Annotated in this window: 20 protein-coding genes and 1 tRNA gene; 11 read left to right on the plus strand and 10 right to left on the minus strand. The window is 32.2% G+C overall.

Translation table 11 applies throughout. From position 1 onward, the window contains the following. From ACWNT5_RS19605 to ACWNT5_RS19645, 9 genes are all read left to right on the plus strand, one after another. Positions 1-471 (plus strand): gliding motility-associated C-terminal domain-containing protein (locus ACWNT5_RS19605; protein WP_456518341.1); only part of this gene is annotated, 471 nt, incomplete at its 5' end. A 53-nt stretch (positions 472-524) separates the two neighbouring features. Continuing rightward, the gene (locus ACWNT5_RS19610) at positions 525-1,481 is read left to right on the plus strand and encodes a PorP/SprF family type IX secretion system membrane protein (protein ID WP_299900048.1); all 957 of its coding nucleotides are present in this window, start codon (positions 525-527) and stop codon (positions 1,479-1,481) included. 76 nt (positions 1,482-1,557) lie between these two features. Continuing rightward, positions 1,558-3,516, plus strand: coding sequence for an OmpA family protein (locus tag ACWNT5_RS19615; RefSeq protein WP_456518342.1), 1,959 nt, complete (start codon positions 1,558-1,560; stop codon positions 3,514-3,516). 170 nt (positions 3,517-3,686) lie between these two features. After that, positions 3,687-4,205 (plus strand): isopentenyl-diphosphate Delta-isomerase, encoded by a 519-nt coding sequence (idi, locus tag ACWNT5_RS19620; RefSeq protein WP_456518343.1) that lies wholly within the window; start codon positions 3,687-3,689, stop codon positions 4,203-4,205. Next, complete coding sequence (locus tag ACWNT5_RS19625) at positions 4,202-4,612, plus strand: 6-pyruvoyl trahydropterin synthase family protein (RefSeq protein WP_299609207.1); 411 nt, start codon at positions 4,202-4,204, stop codon at positions 4,610-4,612. The genes idi and ACWNT5_RS19625 overlap by 4 nt, the downstream gene beginning before the upstream one ends. Before the next feature lie 6 nt (positions 4,613-4,618). Beyond that, positions 4,619-5,080 (plus strand): peroxiredoxin, encoded by a 462-nt coding sequence (locus ACWNT5_RS19630; protein ID WP_456518344.1) that lies wholly within the window; start codon positions 4,619-4,621, stop codon positions 5,078-5,080. Further along, a complete protein-coding gene (locus ACWNT5_RS19635) occupies positions 5,073-6,050 on the plus strand; it encodes a type I phosphomannose isomerase catalytic subunit (protein WP_456518345.1) in 978 nt (325 codons plus the stop codon). The genes ACWNT5_RS19630 and ACWNT5_RS19635 overlap by 8 nt, the downstream gene beginning before the upstream one ends. A 57-nt stretch (positions 6,051-6,107) precedes the next feature. After that, positions 6,108-6,374: a hypothetical protein gene (locus ACWNT5_RS19640; RefSeq protein WP_343914743.1), complete on the plus strand. Its 267-nt coding sequence runs from the start codon at positions 6,108-6,110 to the stop codon at positions 6,372-6,374. Positions 6,375-6,431: 57 nt separating this feature from the next. Further along, positions 6,432-6,505: transfer RNA gene (locus ACWNT5_RS19645), tRNA-Thr, on the plus strand. A gap of 291 nt (positions 6,506-6,796) precedes the next feature. Here ACWNT5_RS19645 and ACWNT5_RS19650 read toward each other — a convergent pair. From ACWNT5_RS19650 to ACWNT5_RS19675, 6 genes are all read right to left on the minus strand, one after another. Beyond that, positions 6,797-7,039 (minus strand): hypothetical protein, encoded by a 243-nt coding sequence (locus ACWNT5_RS19650; protein ID WP_299609216.1) that lies wholly within the window; start codon positions 7,037-7,039, stop codon positions 6,797-6,799. A gap of 124 nt (positions 7,040-7,163) precedes the next feature. Next, positions 7,164-7,901 (minus strand): DUF4369 domain-containing protein, encoded by a 738-nt coding sequence (locus ACWNT5_RS19655; RefSeq protein ID WP_456518346.1) that lies wholly within the window; start codon positions 7,899-7,901, stop codon positions 7,164-7,166. A gap of 58 nt (positions 7,902-7,959) precedes the next feature. After that, complete coding sequence (locus ACWNT5_RS19660) at positions 7,960-9,264, minus strand: DUF819 family protein (RefSeq protein ID WP_456518347.1); 1,305 nt, start codon at positions 9,262-9,264, stop codon at positions 7,960-7,962. A 72-nt stretch (positions 9,265-9,336) separates the two neighbouring features. Continuing rightward, the gene (locus ACWNT5_RS19665) at positions 9,337-11,232 is read right to left on the minus strand and encodes a M61 family metallopeptidase (protein ID WP_456518348.1); all 1,896 of its coding nucleotides are present in this window, start codon (positions 11,230-11,232) and stop codon (positions 9,337-9,339) included. Between the two features lie 5 nt (positions 11,233-11,237). Continuing rightward, positions 11,238-12,044 (minus strand): Cof-type HAD-IIB family hydrolase, encoded by an 807-nt coding sequence (locus ACWNT5_RS19670; RefSeq protein WP_456518349.1) that lies wholly within the window; start codon positions 12,042-12,044, stop codon positions 11,238-11,240. 41 nt (positions 12,045-12,085) lie between these two features. Further along, on the minus strand, positions 12,086-13,021 hold the full coding sequence (locus ACWNT5_RS19675; RefSeq protein ID WP_456518350.1) for an alpha/beta hydrolase: 936 nt from the start codon (positions 13,019-13,021) through the stop codon (positions 12,086-12,088). Between the two features lie 153 nt (positions 13,022-13,174). On the opposite strand from ACWNT5_RS19675, the gene ACWNT5_RS19680 reads away from it, so the two are divergent. Next, positions 13,175-13,957, plus strand: a complete 783-nt coding sequence (locus ACWNT5_RS19680) for a S1/P1 nuclease (protein WP_456518351.1) — start codon at positions 13,175-13,177, stop codon at positions 13,955-13,957. 4 nt (positions 13,958-13,961) lie between these two features. On the opposite strand, the gene ACWNT5_RS19685 is transcribed toward ACWNT5_RS19680, so the two are convergent. After that, positions 13,962-14,825: a helix-turn-helix domain-containing protein gene (locus tag ACWNT5_RS19685; RefSeq protein WP_456518352.1), complete on the minus strand. Its 864-nt coding sequence runs from the start codon at positions 14,823-14,825 to the stop codon at positions 13,962-13,964. Between the two features lie 206 nt (positions 14,826-15,031). Between ACWNT5_RS19685 and ACWNT5_RS19690 the strand changes: the two genes are divergently transcribed. Then, complete coding sequence (locus ACWNT5_RS19690; protein WP_456518353.1) at positions 15,032-15,445, plus strand: MauE/DoxX family redox-associated membrane protein; 414 nt, start codon at positions 15,032-15,034, stop codon at positions 15,443-15,445. Positions 15,446-15,489: 44 nt separating this feature from the next. Here the strand turns inward: ACWNT5_RS19690 and ACWNT5_RS19695 are convergent, their stop codons facing one another. The 3 genes from ACWNT5_RS19695 to ACWNT5_RS19705 are packed head-to-tail and all read right to left on the minus strand — an operon-like array spanning position 15,490 to position 16,913. Then, positions 15,490-16,092 carry an alpha-ketoglutarate-dependent dioxygenase AlkB family protein gene (locus ACWNT5_RS19695; protein ID WP_456518354.1) on the minus strand — a complete coding sequence of 201 codons (603 nt, stop codon included), beginning with the start codon at positions 16,090-16,092 and terminating at the stop codon, positions 15,490-15,492. A 12-nt stretch (positions 16,093-16,104) separates the two neighbouring features. After that, entirely contained in the window at positions 16,105-16,452 is a 348-nt protein-coding gene (locus tag ACWNT5_RS19700) for a DoxX family protein (RefSeq protein ID WP_456518355.1), read from the minus strand. Continuing rightward, positions 16,452-16,913, minus strand: a complete 462-nt coding sequence (locus ACWNT5_RS19705; protein ID WP_299609244.1) for a hypothetical protein — start codon at positions 16,911-16,913, stop codon at positions 16,452-16,454. The genes ACWNT5_RS19700 and ACWNT5_RS19705 overlap by 1 nt, the downstream gene beginning before the upstream one ends. Between the last annotated feature and the right edge of the window lie 214 nt (positions 16,914-17,127).

A 17,127-nucleotide genomic window follows, 5' to 3' on the forward strand; every position in this document is an offset into this window, starting at 1 on the left:
GTGATCAATCAGGCTACAGTAACAGGTCAAGATCCAAATGGAGATGATGTGGTTGATGTTTCTGATGATCCTACCAATACAACAGATGTTGATACCGATGGTGATGGAGATGCAGAGGATGAAACTGTTACAATTATCGAAGGAGTGTTTACAGATCCTGATGATCCAATTACAATCTATACGGGTATTAGTCCAAATGGTGATGGTATAAATGATGAGTTTATCATTGTAGGATTAGATAGCTTCCCAGATAATACGTTAAGGATTTACAACAGATGGGGTGTTCAAGTTTTCGAAGAAGATGGATATATGCAACCAGGAGTGGAATTATTTACAGGAATTAGTAACGGAAGAGTTACCATAGCTCAGAATAATAAACTACCTGTAGGAACATATTACTATGTTTTAGAATACATAAATTCAAGAGGAGAAAATACGTATAAAGCAGGTTACTTGTATATTAACAGATAAATTTATATTTGGAATAGTATATTTGTTATTCCCTAAATCAAATATTGATACTTATGAATAGACTATTAACAATATTTATGCTGATTGCATTTGGTTTGGTTTCGAACTATGCTACGGCTCAGCAAGATGCACAATATACCCAGTATATGTATAATACGATAAGCGTAAATCCTGCATATGCTGGTAGCCGAGGTGTTATGAGTATTATGGGGTTGCATCGTAGTCAATGGGTTGGATTGGATGGAGCCCCAAGAACACAAACCTTAACGTTAAACACTCCAATAGGAGATAATAATCGAGTTGGGTTAGGGTTCTCTATCGTAAATGATGAAATCGGACCTACAGATGAAACCTACTTTGATATTGATTTCTCCTATACGATTCCTACTTCGGATACAGGAAAATTAAGTTTTGGATTAAAAGCGGGAGGGCATTTACTAAATGTAGATTTCCAAAGATTGTCACAGTTCGAAATTAATGATCCGAATTTTGAGAATAATATCGATAATAAATTTAGTCCAAATGTGGGTGTTGGAATCTATTATCATACAGATAAGTTTTATGCTGGATTGAGTGCTCCTAATTTATTAGAGACAAATCATTTCGATGAAGATGCTACAGTAAATAGTAATGATTCATCAACATTTATTGCAGAAGAACGTATTAACTATTATTTGATAACAGGATATGTTTTCGATCTTAGTGATACTGTTAAGTTTAAACCAGCATTATTATCTAAATTAGTATTTGGAGCTCCTTTACAGGTAGATATATCAGCTAATTTCTTGTTATATGATAAATTAACATTAGGAGCAGCTTATAGATGGAGTGCAGCTTTTAGTGCCATGGCTGGTTTCCAGATTTCAGATTCTTTAATGATTGGATTTGCATATGATAAAGAATCGACCGAATTAGGAAGAACACAATTTAATGATGGAAGTTATGAAGTAATGCTACGTTTTGAATTGTTTAGAAAATATAATAGAATGCTAACACCTCGTTTCTTTTAAAACCTTAATTAGATCAATCTTCAGAACTGTAGTAAAGTTTTAGAACGATTTTTTACTAAAATACAACCAAAATAAAATGAAGGGAATATTACACAAGTTATTAGTTGTTTTTTTCGGAGTTTCATTTTTGAGTGCTACTCAAGCCCAGGATAGAAAGTTGAAATCTGCACAAAGTCAATATGATAAATATGAATATATAGACGCACAGGAAACCTATTTAAAAGTTGTTAAAAAAGGATATAAAAGTGCTGATCTTTACAAAAACCTTGGAAATAGCTATTATTTCAATAGTCAATTTGAAGAAGCTTCAAAATGGTATGAAGAGTTAGTGAAAAATTATCCTAGCGAAGTTGAGCCAGAATATTATTTCAGATATGCGCAGACTTTAAAATCAGTAGGACGATACGATGATGCTGATGTATATATGAAAAAGTTTGCAGAAACAAGTTCTGATGATCAAAGAGCTCAATTATTTCAAGATGAACCCAATTATTTGAAACGAATTGATTTTCAGTCTGGAAGATTTGAAATAGAAAATTCATCTGTAAATTCTTCGTTTACAGACTTTGGTTCTGCATTTTTTGGACGATTTATTGTATTTAGTTCTTCCAGAGATACGCTATTGTTTAAGAAAAGTGTGCATCAATGGAATGAGGAGCCTTTCTTGGATTTATATAGAGCAGAATACAATCCTACTAATGGAGAGTTGTCAGAGATAGAAAAGTTTGATAGTAAACTTAATACCAAGTTTCATGAGTCTACACCTATTTTTTCAAAAGATGGAAATACAGTGTATTTTACAAGAAATAATTATGACGGTAGACGATATGGAAATGATAAGAAAGGAACAAATCGTTTAAAAATTTATCGTTCTTACAAGAATACCCAGGGAGGTTGGACTACACCTCAAAATTTATCCATTAACAGTGACGAGTATTCTACTGCTCATCCCGCGTTAAGTGTTGATGAAAAAACATTGTATTTTTCATCGGATATGCCTGGTGGAGAAGGACAATCTGATATTTACCAGGTAGCAATCAATGCAGATGGAAGTTTAGGAGAACCTAAAAATTTAGGAAATCGAATCAATACAGAAGGTAAAGAAACATTTCCTTTCATTAGTTCAAATAATGATTTATACTTCGCCTCAGATGGTCATATTGGATTAGGAGGTTTAGATGTGTATGTTACCAGATTAAATCCGCAAACAGATGAGGAGAAGCTGGTTGTTAATATAGGGAAGCCAGTAAATGGTCCAGATGATGATTTTGCATTTATTGTAGATGATGAGTCTAAAAGAGGATATTTTTCATCTAATAGAGATGGAGGAAGAGGAAAAGACGATATTTATAGTTTTCTACAGCTAGAGGATCTTAAGAGTTTCTGTGAGATTACTATAGCAGGCGTTGTAAAGGATAAGGATACTGAAGAATTATTAACAGGTACAAAAGTTTCTATCTACGATAGTAGTAATAATTTATTAGAAAGTTTCATTGTCGGAGATGATGCAGCATATTCTCATGTTGTAAAATGTAGTTCCAAGTACTTTGTGAGAGCAGAAAAAGAGGAATACACAACGATTGAAAAGTTAGTAGAAACACCAGGAAAAACAGAAACGTTGGATGTTCCACTATTACTAGAGAAGAAAGTGAAGACAGCTAATGTTGGAGATGACTTGGCTAAAGTATTATCATTAAATCCAATTTATTTTGATTTTGATCAATCTTATATACGTGCCGATGCGGCGGTAGAATTGGCTAAAGTGATTGAAGTAATGAATCAATATCCTGATATGAAAATCGACGTGAGATCACATACAGATAGTCATGGAGACGATGCTTATAATATGTGGTTATCCGATCAAAGAGCTAAATCCACAGTAAAATATATGGTATCTAAAGGAATTTCTGCTGATAGATTAACTAGTAAAGGATATGGAGAGACACAACTTGTAAATGATTGTGGAAACGATTCTAACTGTACTAAAGCAGAATATCAACTTAGTAGACGAAGTGAATTTATTATTGTTAAGTAATATATAATAGCCCTATATAATCAATAATTGATTTTTCGTTTACAAAAAACACCTTACTAGTTAAGGTGTTTTTTTATTTTAAATCTTAAACAATAGTTTATTTTTTGTCAAAAAAAAGATAGATTATGAATTGCTTTTATGATTTTGTAGTTTTGAACCAATACTAAGAAATGGAAGAAGAAAAAGTCATTTTAGTGAATGAAAATGATGAGCAAATAGGATTGATGTCTAAGCTCGAAGCGCATGAAAAAGCATTATTACACAGAGCATTTTCTGTTTTTATTCTGAACGATAAAAAGGAAATAATGCTTCAACAAAGAGCACATCACAAATATCATTCACCAGGACTATGGACAAACACTTGCTGTAGTCACCAAAGAGAAGGAGAAAACAATATCGAGGCTGGAACCCGAAGATTGCAAGAAGAAATGGGATTTGTTACTCCTTTAAAGGAAACAATTTCGTTTATTTATAAAGCTCCATTTGATAATGGTCTTACGGAGCATGAATTAGATCACGTATTGATAGGACATTATGAAAATGATCCTGTAATTAACCCAGAAGAAGTAGCAGATTGGAAATGGATGTCAATTGTCGATATTAAAAAAGACATAGCAACCAATCCAGAAAGCTATACAGCGTGGTTTAAGATCATTTTTGATAAGTTTTATGAATATATAAGGTTATGAGGATAAAAGCCTGTAGAAAAGCTCATTTTAATGCAGCGCATCGACTGTATAGAAAAGATTGGAGCGAGGAAAAAAATAATCAGATTTTTGGAAAGTGTAGTAATCCCCATTTTCATGGTCACAATTATGAATTAATAGTGGCTGTTATTGGTGACATAGATCCCGAAACCGGTTATTTGATCGATCTTAAAGTATTAAAAGATCATATCAAAACGGAAGTAGAGGATTATATGGATCATAAAAATCTTAACGAAGAAGTAGAAGAATTTAAAAATTTAAATCCTACTGCAGAAAATATTGCCGTCGTAATTTGGAATCGACTTCGTAAAAAGCTAAATTTAAAATACGATATCGAAGTAACACTTTTCGAAACCCCACGTAATTATGTAATATATAATGGCAAATAGTAACCTATGGGTTTGCAATTAGGGGATAAAATACCTGAATTTACGGTTAGTAAAGATGATGGAGAATATTTCCGTAGTAATGAAATTATAGGAAAAACACCATGTGTAATCTATTTCTATCCGAAGAACTTTACTCCCGGATGTATTAAAGAAGCTTGTGACTTCAGAGATAGTTATGAAGATTTCAAACAAGAAGGAGTCGAAGTAATCGGTATTAGTTCTGATAGTGTAAAATCACACGAAAGATTTAAAAATAGATATAAATTACCCTTTATTTTTTTGTCAGATAGGAAAGGTGAATTAAGAAAACTTTTTGGAGTTAAATCTAGTTTGTTCGGATTGCTGCCAGGAAGGGAAACTTATGTAATTGACCAAAACGGTATCATTAAACTAAAGTTTAATAGTTCTAGCGCATCAAAACATATGAAAGAAGCGTTGAGGATAGTAAAAGCTATTACAAATGGATAAAGACTCACTTTACATATTGAAATTTGAGCCTATATTAAAAGAGAAAATATGGGGAGGTTCTAAATTAAATACAATTCTTGGTAAACAAGAACAAGGTGACCATATTGGCGAAAGTTGGGAGGTAAGTGATGTTGAAGATAATTATTCTGTAGTATCTAATGGACATTTTAAGGGAAAAACACTAAAAGAATTATTAGAAGTCTATTCAAAAAGGATATTAGGCGAAAAGAACTTTAATCGTTTTGGTACTAAATTTCCGTTATTGATCAAGTTTATTGATGCAAAAGAAGATCTTTCTGTGCAATTGCATCCCGATGATGAATTGGCCAAGGTAAAACATGATTCATTTGGTAAAACCGAAATGTGGTATGTGCTCCAAGCCGATCAAGGTTCTAATTTAATTATAGGTTTTGACAAGCAAGTAAGTCCGGAAGAATATGAAAAGAGTGTAGCAGATAAAACGATCAAAGAATTACTGCATTATGAACCTGTTACTACAGGAGATACTTTTTTTGTATATGCTGGTTTAATCCATGCAATAGGGAAAGGAGTATTGTTAGCAGAAATTCAACAAACATCTGATATCACCTATCGTATTTATGATTGGGATCGTACAGATGCTGCTGGGAATTATAGAGAGCTACATCAGGAAGACGCATTAGAGGCTATAGATTTTTCTACTGATAGGGAATCTAAGGTTCCGTATTCTTCTAAAAAAAATGAAATAACCTCATTGGTAGCGTGTCCATACTTTATAACGAACCTTATAGATATAGATCAGAAAAAAGTAATAACGCATGAGACATTAGATTCTTTTGTGATTTATATGTGTGTTGCTGGTAGTGCAGAGATTATTCAGAATGAACAAAAGATGAAAATAAATGTTGGGGAAACGATTTTGGTGCCTGCGGAAATAAAAGAAATAGAAGTAGTGTCTAAAGAAGCAAAATTTTTGCAAACCTATATTTAGAATAAAAACCATTTGATTAATGGTCGAAAAGACTAATTTTGTACAAAATTTATAATAATGGCAAATAAAAGAAATCTCAAAAAAGATATTAACTACGTATTAGGAGATATTATAGAAGAAGTTTATATCTGGGAGGAAAGTAATCCTGATAAGGATAAAAAAGCAGGTGAGGAGATCATAGATGAAGCTATCAACTCTTTTGATACATTGATGACGAGAGTTAGTGATAGATCCATAGAAAATCCTGCTCAGCATTTTAAATCAATTCGAGAAGATTTAGAAAAAACAGCGAAGTCTTTAGCTGAAAAAGTAAATTCGTTATAATTTTTTTAAAAAAGTATTTGCAAATTTGATTACAGAAATTATATTTGCAACCGCTTTGCCGATATAGCTCAGCTGGCTAGAGCAGCTGATTTGTAATCAGCAGGTCGTGGGTTCGAGTCCCTCTATCGGCTCTTTAAGTGCAAATCCTAATTTCTTTATGAAGTTAGGATTTTTTTGTTTGCGAAATTTTTAAGGGACGAGAAGCCTGTCCTGAGCAAAGTCGAAGGGAGTCCCTCTATCGGCTCTTTAAGTGCAAATCCTGATTTCTAATGAAGTTAGGATTTATGTATATGATTAATAGAGAGTTACAAAGGATTAAAAGAGTTTTTCTGGAAGATTTTATGTATTGTTGTAGAATAACAAAGACTCCAAACTTAGCTAAAAGTCTGGAGCCTTTTTACCAAAATAGGTTCTTCTAAACCTTAAATACAGCAAGTGTAATAAGGAGGAATAGGAGAAGTAGGATTAGCTGGATGAAAATAACATCCAGGAATATAGGTCGCACCACATACTGGATTATTAACTAAATCGGTTGTTGTACAACAAGCTAATGCAGGATCACAGCATCTGCTTCCACCTGGACGTAAACCTCCTCCTAAAATTGATTCTTGCTCTTTTTTACCTAGTTTTTGAGCCCCGTTTAGATTTAAAATCTTTTTTAACATGATTTAAAGAGTTAATTGTTAGTTAGTTAAGGTAACTAAAAAAGCTCTAAATCAATTGTGGTAATAAAGTTAAATACCTAAGGTATAATTGTAATTCTAGTGCAGAAAACTAAAAGAGCTAAGGTTAGTTTGACGATTTCTCAGTTCTTTGGGCTTCTTTAGCTTTTCGCTCATCTAAATATTCGGTAAGTTGTTTTCCATAAAGCGATTTTTTTACTTTTGGAGATAAAGAATTTACCACAGTATCTAGATACTTTATATTAGCATCAAAAACTTCATGAAGTGTAACGTAAGGAGCTACCTCTAACTTTCGATTATTAATTGCAAAATTGATAGTGTAAAGATACTTTTGTCGTAATAAGTTTTTATAAGCAATATCATTTTCAGCTAGTTTCTCTTCGTCATTTTGCTTTTTGGCTTCATAATCTTCTTTAATGATTCTAAGATTCCTATCCTTAAATCTCTTATTCATTTTGTTGTATTCTACCAATTTGGTTTGGTTTTTACCACCTGCGATGATAGCGTCCTTTTCAAAACCATTTAAAGAAGTATTAATGGTAATTTGGCCAGGTTCTGCGAAGAAATCAATTCTATCATTGTACTGACTCCCGTCGTGTTTGTCTAAAAATAAATAATGAATTTCTGGTTCTTCAACATTAGTTTGAAACGCGAATTGTGGATCCCCTTCAATAACTAAAGAATCTAGGTTTACTAAAATCGTATCTTGTATCTTTTGTAGATATAAAGTTCCTTTTTTTAGTCCTTTTACGGTACCAGAGATTGAAACGTTTCCTTCTTTTTTAGGGGTGCTACAAGAGAAAAATAAAATGCTTAAAAGCAAAATAACAGAAATTCGTTGCATTAAGTTTTTTTTAATTTTAAAAATGGCGTACAAAGATGCTATAAATTCAATTGAAAAACTAACTTCCCGAAGCAATTTGCATCAATATTGTACATAGAATTGCTCCATAAGTTCCTACTACATATCCAAAAACTGCTAATAATACACCAACAGTAGCAAGTGAAGGGTGAAAAGCAGCGGCAACGACTGGCGCAGAAGCTGCACCACCAATGTTTGCCTTACTACCTACAGCGAGGAAAAAATAAGGGGCTTTAATAATTTTAGCTACAATAATTAATAATACTACATGGATAAACATCCAGACCAAACCGATTCCAATTAATCCGGGATTTTTAAATATTTGAGTCAAATCCATTTTCATACCTATAGTAGCAACGAGAATATAAATAAAGATACTTCCAATTTTGCTTGCTCCAGCTCCTTCATATTTTTTGGCTTTAGTATAAGAAAGTAAAATTCCAATTGCTGTTGCTATTGTGATCATCCAGAAAAAAGGAGATGTGAAAGAAGATAAAGCGGATGTTTTATCATTAAAAATTTCAAAATTGCTAGATAAAAACTTCGAAATTCCTCCTGCTCCCCAATGAGACAAACCTACCGCAGTAAAAGCGATGGAAAGCATAATCATATAATCCGATAAAGTTGGATTTCGTTTGATACTTTCTGCATAGGTAGAAACTTTTTCTTTTAATGATTCTATAGCACTACTATCTGCTTTTAGCCATCGATCAATTTTTTTACTCTTGCCTATTCCGATAAGTAACAATGCCATCCATATCTGTGCTACGACAATATCGACCAGTACCATGCCACCATATTTGTCAGGATTATATTCATAGATTTCTAGCATGGCAGCTTGGTTAGCACCACCACCAATCCAACTACCAGCTAGTGTAGATAGACCTCTCCATACGGCATCAAATCCAGCGCCACCAACAGTTTCAGGAGAAAATGTAGAGATTATTAAAATCGCTAAGGGACCACCAATAATAACACCTACGGTACCAGTAAAAAACATGATGAGAGCTTTAGGACCTAAATTAAATATTCCTTTTAAATCAATGCTTAGTGTCATGAGAACTAACGAAGCTGGTAATAAATAATTTTTAGCAACGTTGTATACATTTGTTGATTTTTTGATGACCTCTCCATTTGCATCAAGTTCTTCCCATTTAGGAGCTATGATATTAAAAGAAGTAAAAATTGCAGGTAAGAAATAGCAAAGGAGTAAAGCAGGGATGTATTTGTAAAACTTTTGCCAAAAGCCCGTTTTAATCGAGGATGTGTAAAATACCAAACCAAGGCATAATAGTAAGATTCCAAAAACAATAGTGTCGTTAGTGAAAAAAGGAATATTTTCCATAGAGTGAGTTCATTTTATGAGATGTGTTGCAAAATACAATTTTTGAAATTAACACAAAGATATAGTATCACTCTAGTCGTTAATCCAACTTTTTAAGGTAGAAATTTGTTGGGAGGTTGCATTTGGATTCTCCTTTAGAATCACTTTCTCTATTGTTGGCGTAATTACTTTAGAATTAAATTTAAGTACTTGATTATTCCGTTCTATAGTAAATAAAATGTCATCTCCAACTTTCCACTTGTTAGAATCGCTAAACAGATCATAGATATTTTTAATCGAATATTCTTTTGTATTAATTCCTAGTAAGATATCATTCTTTTTAATGCCTACTTTTCTAAGAAAGTTACTTCGTTCTACACCTTCGGTGAACATAACTTTTTTTGTGCTTTCAGATCCTTTAATAAAAGGCTCTTGTTCATGAATGAAATAACCTGAAGGGATTTCTACTGAATTATAAATTAAACCAACTTTTTTAAGATAAAACCCATAATCGATAGGTATGTTATTGATCACGTGAGCATTTAAAAAATCAGCAACTTCTGGATATGACACTTCTTTAATAATATCAATTAACTCATCATCTTTAAAAGGTTTTTCACTACCAAACCTGCCTGATAATCCTTTAATCAAATCTAAAATGCCATAAGCTCCGGAACTTTTTTCACGCATTATTATATCAATACACATAGAGATGAGTGCACCTTTTTCATATACGTTCCGATAATTTTCTAAGTAAGGGCTTTGTAATATGTTTTTACTCATTTCGGCAAAAGAGTGAGTATCATCAAAGTTTTTAGAGTTATTAATTTTTTCAAGTATTCTTTCGAAAAATACTTCTTTACCGATAAGAGCCTGATTTATTTGAAATAATAAAGAGAAATATTCCGTAGTTCCTTCATATAGCCATAAATGCTTGGACATTTTAGGAGTGTTGTAATCAAAATCATGTATTTCTTCAGAATGAATACTTAACGGTGTTACAATATGAAAAAACTCATGAGAAACAACATCGGTTAATGATTCATCTAATTTTTCTAAAGGAATAGACTCTGGTAACACGACTACAGTAGAAGTATTATGTTCTAAAGCACCAAAACCTTTGGCGTCTCCATTTTTAGCAGTAGAAAGATACAGTAAAACACTATATTTTTTTGTGGTGTTGATATAGCCAAGAAAGTTCTTTTGGGCTCGTATCATTCTTTCCATTTGAGGCATTAGCTGTGCCGCTCGGTGAACTCTGTTGGGAGAGTATACGCTTAATAAAACCTCTATTTCATTAATGTTAAAAGTTACTCGATCTGGAACAGTATACATAATAGGAGAATCTGCCAAATCTGCATATCTTTTAAAAATAAAAAGATCCGTATCGTAGGTTGCCCCTCTCGGAGGATCTTTTGGTAAATATTCTGATAAAGAAGTTGAGGCTTCCATATCAACAGGGTGTTTAATGAAGAGATTATATTTTTTCTCTTTCATTTTATCAAAATATCCAATGAATGCATAGAGATTAAGGATAAAATTTTCATTCGGAGAAATATTCGTTCCTGTAGGAGAAAAAACTTGATGAGTTTCTTCAATATCAAAAGTGTCATTTACCAGATAGGTAATCTTTCTTAAGGAATTAGAATTGCTAATTTTCCATCTATTATCACCAAGTTTTTCGACATCAAGTTCATTATCATCAATATCAAAAGCTTTGAATTGTTCTACATATTTTCCGTAATTATTATTTTGATAAGTACCAGGAACAATTTTTGGTAAATAATAACTAATAGTATCGGTTTCTATATTACTAATCTTTAACTCAACTTGAATTTTATCTTCAATGATATTTACTAAATCCAATGAAGCAATAACTGGGGTAACATCCAGTTTTACTGTTGGCTCCACAGATTTACAACCAATAGCAATTACGAATAGCAAATAGCAAAGAACAAACGCTCTAATTGATTTAATTTTTCTTAGCACAAGTATTAGATATGGTTTTTAATATAGGTTGCTACTCCATCTTCTTTTCCGGATAAAGTAACTACATCAGCAATTTTTAGCGTCTCAGGCTTGGCATTTGCGACTGCGACTCCAGTGCCAACAGCTTTGATCATAGCAATATCGTTATAATTATCACCAAAAGCTACAGCGTCTGATAGAGAAATTTTGAAATGAGTATCCAATAACAATTCAATCGCTGTTAATTTTGAAATACTTTTATGAGCAATTTCTATATAAGTAGGTTTGGATCTATAAAGATGTAAGGAATTACTGTAGTTGCTTTCTAAAAAATGATAAGCTTCATCAATGTACTTTTCCTCGCCCATACACATGATTTTATGAGCACCTTTATTTTCTGCCTTCCAATTGTCAATAACTTCTTTGGTTGGTTTTACTACAGGATTTACTTTGGTGTTTTGAGCTTCTCTATTTGCCCAAAAATCCATAGATGGAACAAACCAATCATCGTTATGGTATAGGCTTATATGAAAAGAATTTTCATTATTAAAATTGTGTAATTCATGAATGATTTCAGGGGCTATAAATGTTGAATGAATAGGTTTGTTGTCAACCAATATAAGACCGCCATTATAGCAAATTAAGGGCAAGTGAGTAATGTCTAACTCTTTTTGCAAATGAGTCATGGCACTCGGCATTCTTGAGGAAATCAGTATTACAGGAACCTTGTCTTTAATTCTTTTTATTTCTGAAATAGTAAAATCTGAAAGCTCTCTTTCTGCATTTAACAGCGTACCGTCAATGTCAGAAAAAACAATACTAGGTGAATTCAATTCTGAAGGATTAGGTTAGCGATTCTTTTTTCTAAAGGTAGCTATTTTTTTGCGAAACTTGCAATAGCTGTTGTCACTTCAGGCATAATTTCTAGCCAATATTCGTTGTAAGATTTATGATTTTCTAACCTACTTCCCTTTATTTCACGGAGAATATGGTTCATATTTTCTATAAGAACATATTCGGCATTAGGAACAGCTTCTTTTAATTTTTCCGCTTCAGAAACTTCTACCTGAAGGTCTTTGTCACCTTGCAGAATGAGTATAGGAATGTCTAAATTTTTGATTTCTTCAGAAGGAGTGTATTTTAACCAAGACTTCATAAATGGTTGTAGTTGATACCCAAAGATGGATTCTAGAGCTGGATCGTAATTCATTGCTCTTCCTTTTTCCTTAAGGTCAGAAAAAGCTACAGCCGCACTTTTATCTAGACCAGGAGCTTGTTTTTCTAGTTGCTGCACAACAATTTGATCAATAGATTGTGCATTTCCTGCAATAGAAATAAAACCATCCACATTATTTTTTGCTGCAATCATACCTATTAGAGATCCTTGTCCATGCCCAGCTATAATGATTTTGGTATAATTTCCATTTTTCTGAAAATAGGATACTACCGCAGCAGCATCTTCTATAAAATGATCTATTGATATTTCGTTTTCCCGTATGCCGAAAGCATCAATTTTAAAAAGCCGTTTATCATATCGATACGAAGCTACACCTTGTTTTGCCAATTGAGTAGCTAATAATTTGAACGCATCATTTTTAGACATTCTATCATTTCCCTCTCTATTAATAGCACCCGCATCCATTATAAAAATCACTAATGGAACCTTGTCATCTGAGTATGGTGTAGCTAAAGTACCTTCGATAAAACGATTGACTCTAACAATAGCAGAATTATATTCTTTTTCTTCTTTCTCTTGCGCTAAACAAATAGTAGTTAAAGCTATTAGAAAAATTGAAAATCGTACTTTCATATATCAAGGGGTTTACAACACTATATTTATGAAACGACAAAAATGTTGCCATATTTTGGATATAGATTCTTTTGATAAAATATTCTTAGTTAAACGAGACATTTAACGATTCACTAACATACCCTTTTTTATCTTTGTGGCAAAATTCAATACATGATTGTTCGATACATTACATTTTTATTTATATTACTTATTTCATACAATATCCAAGCATATACTGACGATTGGGGAAAAACTGGACATAGGGTTACGGGACAAATTGCAGAAAAATATCTTACCAAAAAAGCTAAGAGAAACATCGATAAATTACTGAAAGGACATGGTCTGGCATTTGTTTCGGTTTATGCGGATGAAATAAAAAGTGATGATCAGTACAAAGGATATAGTCCATGGCATTATGTTAATTTCCCTTTTGGTAAGAAATACGGAGAAGAGACTCCAAGTAAGTATGGAGATTTAATAAAAGGAATTGAAAAATGTGTAGCAATATTAAAGGATGAAAATACTTCCGAAAAAGAAAAGGAATTTCATCTTAAATTGTTAGTTCATTTCGTAGGTGATTTGCACCAACCGTTGCATGTTGGTAAAGGTGAGGATAAAGGAGGGAATGATATTCAAGTTCGTTGGTTTAGAGATGGTTCTAATCTCCATAGAGTTTGGGATAGCGAGATGATTGATTACTATGGTATGAGTTATACCGAACTTGCAGATAATGCAGATGAATTGTCTTTGTCCCAAATATCAGCCATCGAAAAAGGAGATGTGCTCGATTGGATTTATGAATCCCAAAACTTGGCAAAACAAGTATATGGATCGGCTAATGTGGGCGAAAAATTAGGGTACAAATATATGTACAACTATTTTCCAATAGTAAGATCACAATTACAAAAAGGTGGAATTCGATTAGCCAAAATGTTAAATGATATTTTTGGGTAAACTCTTACTCACTTACTGTTGTTAAGTCTTTTCGATACTGTTTAGGAGACATAGAAAAATATTTCTTAAAAGTCTTTGTAAGATGACTTTCATCAGTATATCCTAATTGGTATGCGATCTCTGCAATGGTAAATTCTGTATTTTGTAATCGGTACTCTACCAGTTTCATTTTGTATTTGGTAACATATTGGTGAATAGATTCTCCGGTAGCTTTCTTAAAATAGGTGCTGATAGAACTTTGAGACATATTAAATTTATCCGCCATATAACTGATCTTTGTTAAATCATTGTCATATACGTTTTGTCTGATATGGCTTAAGATTTGATCAATTCTAGAATCTGTTATGGATACGTTTCTTTCATGACTGCTATATTTAGCAGAAATATTACGAACGATAATACTTAAAATTGTACTGATCGCATTAGAGATAATTTCTTGATAATAAATCTTTTCATTTTTAAACTCCTCCATCACTACATTATGAATATCCCATATGATATTTCTGTCTTCTTCATGAGTGATCACATCACCTGGGATGATATTAGGATGATGCAAGAGTTGCTCAATTCTTTGTAGCCAGTATTTCCTATCGGGTAAGTTGACTTTACTGGAAAATAAAAGCTCGGTAAATTTGAAATGAGTAAATCCAGAATGTTTTTCAATTTCGAAATGATGTGTGTCTTCAGGAGCTAATAGAAAAATATCATTTTTCTTATAACGAAATCTTATACCATTTATAGTATGATACCCACTTCCTTTTTCTACAAAAATAATCTCAAAATAGTTGTGATTATGTGGTTCTGCTTCCCATTTATCAAATGCATATTGATGTACAACAAAAGTTTCATGTAAGGTATATCGATTCATTATCAGTGCTTTCTTTTGTTTTAAAGTTACAAAAATAAAATCAAACAATATAGTGATTTTGTACTTGTATTTTTAGTTTAAATTATTCAATTGCATTGATATTTAAGGGGTTATGTTTTAATTGTACAAGTTGTTTGCTAAATTTTACAAGTTGTTTTTTGCACTTGAGATATATTTTTGTTGCCCAATTTTTCACACAAATGCATATGAAGTTTAAAGTATATCTATATATGATATCAAGGGTGCTTTTTGGTCTCTATTTGGTAGTTCATTCCGTTTATAACGTTTTTATATATTCAGAATTTCTAAAAGAAATAAATACTTATTTCGAATATACAGAGTGGTTTACGCATCCGCTGATTGAATCCTTTGCTCCATTGGTTCCTTTTGAAGAGTTTATATTAGGGATGTTTTTGGTACTTGGAATTTTTACTAAAGAAGTCCTGATATGTGCGTTATTATTGTTTTCTTTTATATCACTTTTCTTACTGGATGCTAATTTTCCGTTTTTGGCTATAATGCATGCGATGTTTTTTGTGATGACCTTCATCTTATTGAAGAACAACAATTATAATATTAAGTCGATGGATTATCATAGAGATTTGTATAATTCTATATGATCATTCTATAAAACGAAGTGTAGCCGATTTTTATAAATCCAAATTTATTGGATAATCCGAAACGTAAGATTAATTCTAGGTTTTTGTATTTTCTTGGATTTCGGAATTTGATGTAACCAGTTTTCTTGTGTTTTTCCTTTCATTATTAGCAAACTTCCATGTTGGAGTAATATTTTTTGCTTTAGATCTTTTGTTTTGTGTTTAAAATGAAACCATCTTTCTTCCCCTAAACTAACCGAGGCTATTGTTGGTTCTTTTCCTAATTCTTTTTCGTTATCAGAATGCCAACCATTACTGTCTTGGCCATCTCGATATAAATTAAGTAAACAGGTAGTAAAATGTTCAGAGGTTATCTGTTCGACCTTTTTTTTAATAATCAGTAGCTCGTTTGTAAATTGATGAGGTTGCATGGTGATATTGGAATACGAATATGTGTTGTTATTATTGGCATATAAAGCAGTAAGACGAGGTTGTGGATATACTTTGCCAAAAACTTTGATATCATCTTGTTGCCATTGTATAGTGGTGCTGAGTATTTCAAATAAACTATCTGCTTCATTTTTGTCAAAAAAGCTCGGATAGTAATGCGCCTCACCATCAGGTAGTGTAATTGGGATATGTTGGTTTTGATGGGTAAAAAGATCCAAATTAAATATGTTTTAGGTATATAAATACGCCCAATATATTAAACCAAATTGAAGTAATAATCGTAAAACAAGAATTGTTTTAGGCAATCCAAGACCTGCTTTTTGATTCATCAGCATATGAATATGTACAGGAAAAAACAAAATAAGCATTGTAACAATTCCCCATGCTGCTGCAGATTTTGTTGTTATAAATAATAACCCAATTCCTGCTGCGATTTCGGTTAAACCGCTTAAGTAAACAAGTTGTCTGTGATAGGGAATATACAAAGGCATGACTCTCATAAAAGCTTTAGGTTTTACGAAATGAAAAATACCTGCAAGAATAAAAATACCGGATAAAAGAAATAAATGCCAACTCATTAAAAACCTGTAGTTTTTTCTTTTCCAGCACTACTCAATGCGAAATCTTTACTCCTTGTCATTTTTTTGATAAAACCAACTTTTCTAAATCTTAAAGCACTCCAATCTTCGTCAATAGCCACCTGTCTAACGGCTTCCAAATTGTAATCCCCTAAAACACCCCATCCATGATCTCTTGTGATTTCAGAACTGTATTTTTTGGAACTTTTTTTAGGGTATGCAAACCACAATACCGCATCACCAACTAATTTTGGATATACAGTTTCTATACGATTTTCAATCTGTTTTTTTTCAGTGACAAATACTAAAGCAAAATCAACTTCGGATACTTGAATTAAAGATTCCTTTACTGTAACATCTTTCAAACAATCTAATTCTTTGCAGAAACCTTCTGGCTCGTTTAATATTAAAATTTCATCAAGAGAAGGAGGAAGTTGAAGTTTTTTAAATAAAGGAGTCATGAGAAAGAATTTTAATTTATATATGCTAATCTGTGTGCTATCTAAAGATACAAAAAAATAAGATTAGTGAGATAGATTTTAACGTGTCATGCATACAGATTAGGTTCAATTATTCGCACAATGATAATAAGATAAATGTTATACGTAAAAACGAATACTTTTTTATATGGATCGGTTTTATACGGTTAGAAAGCACTTAGTATTTTACAGTAAA

Source organism: Aquimarina sp. 433 (genome assembly GCF_054054605.1).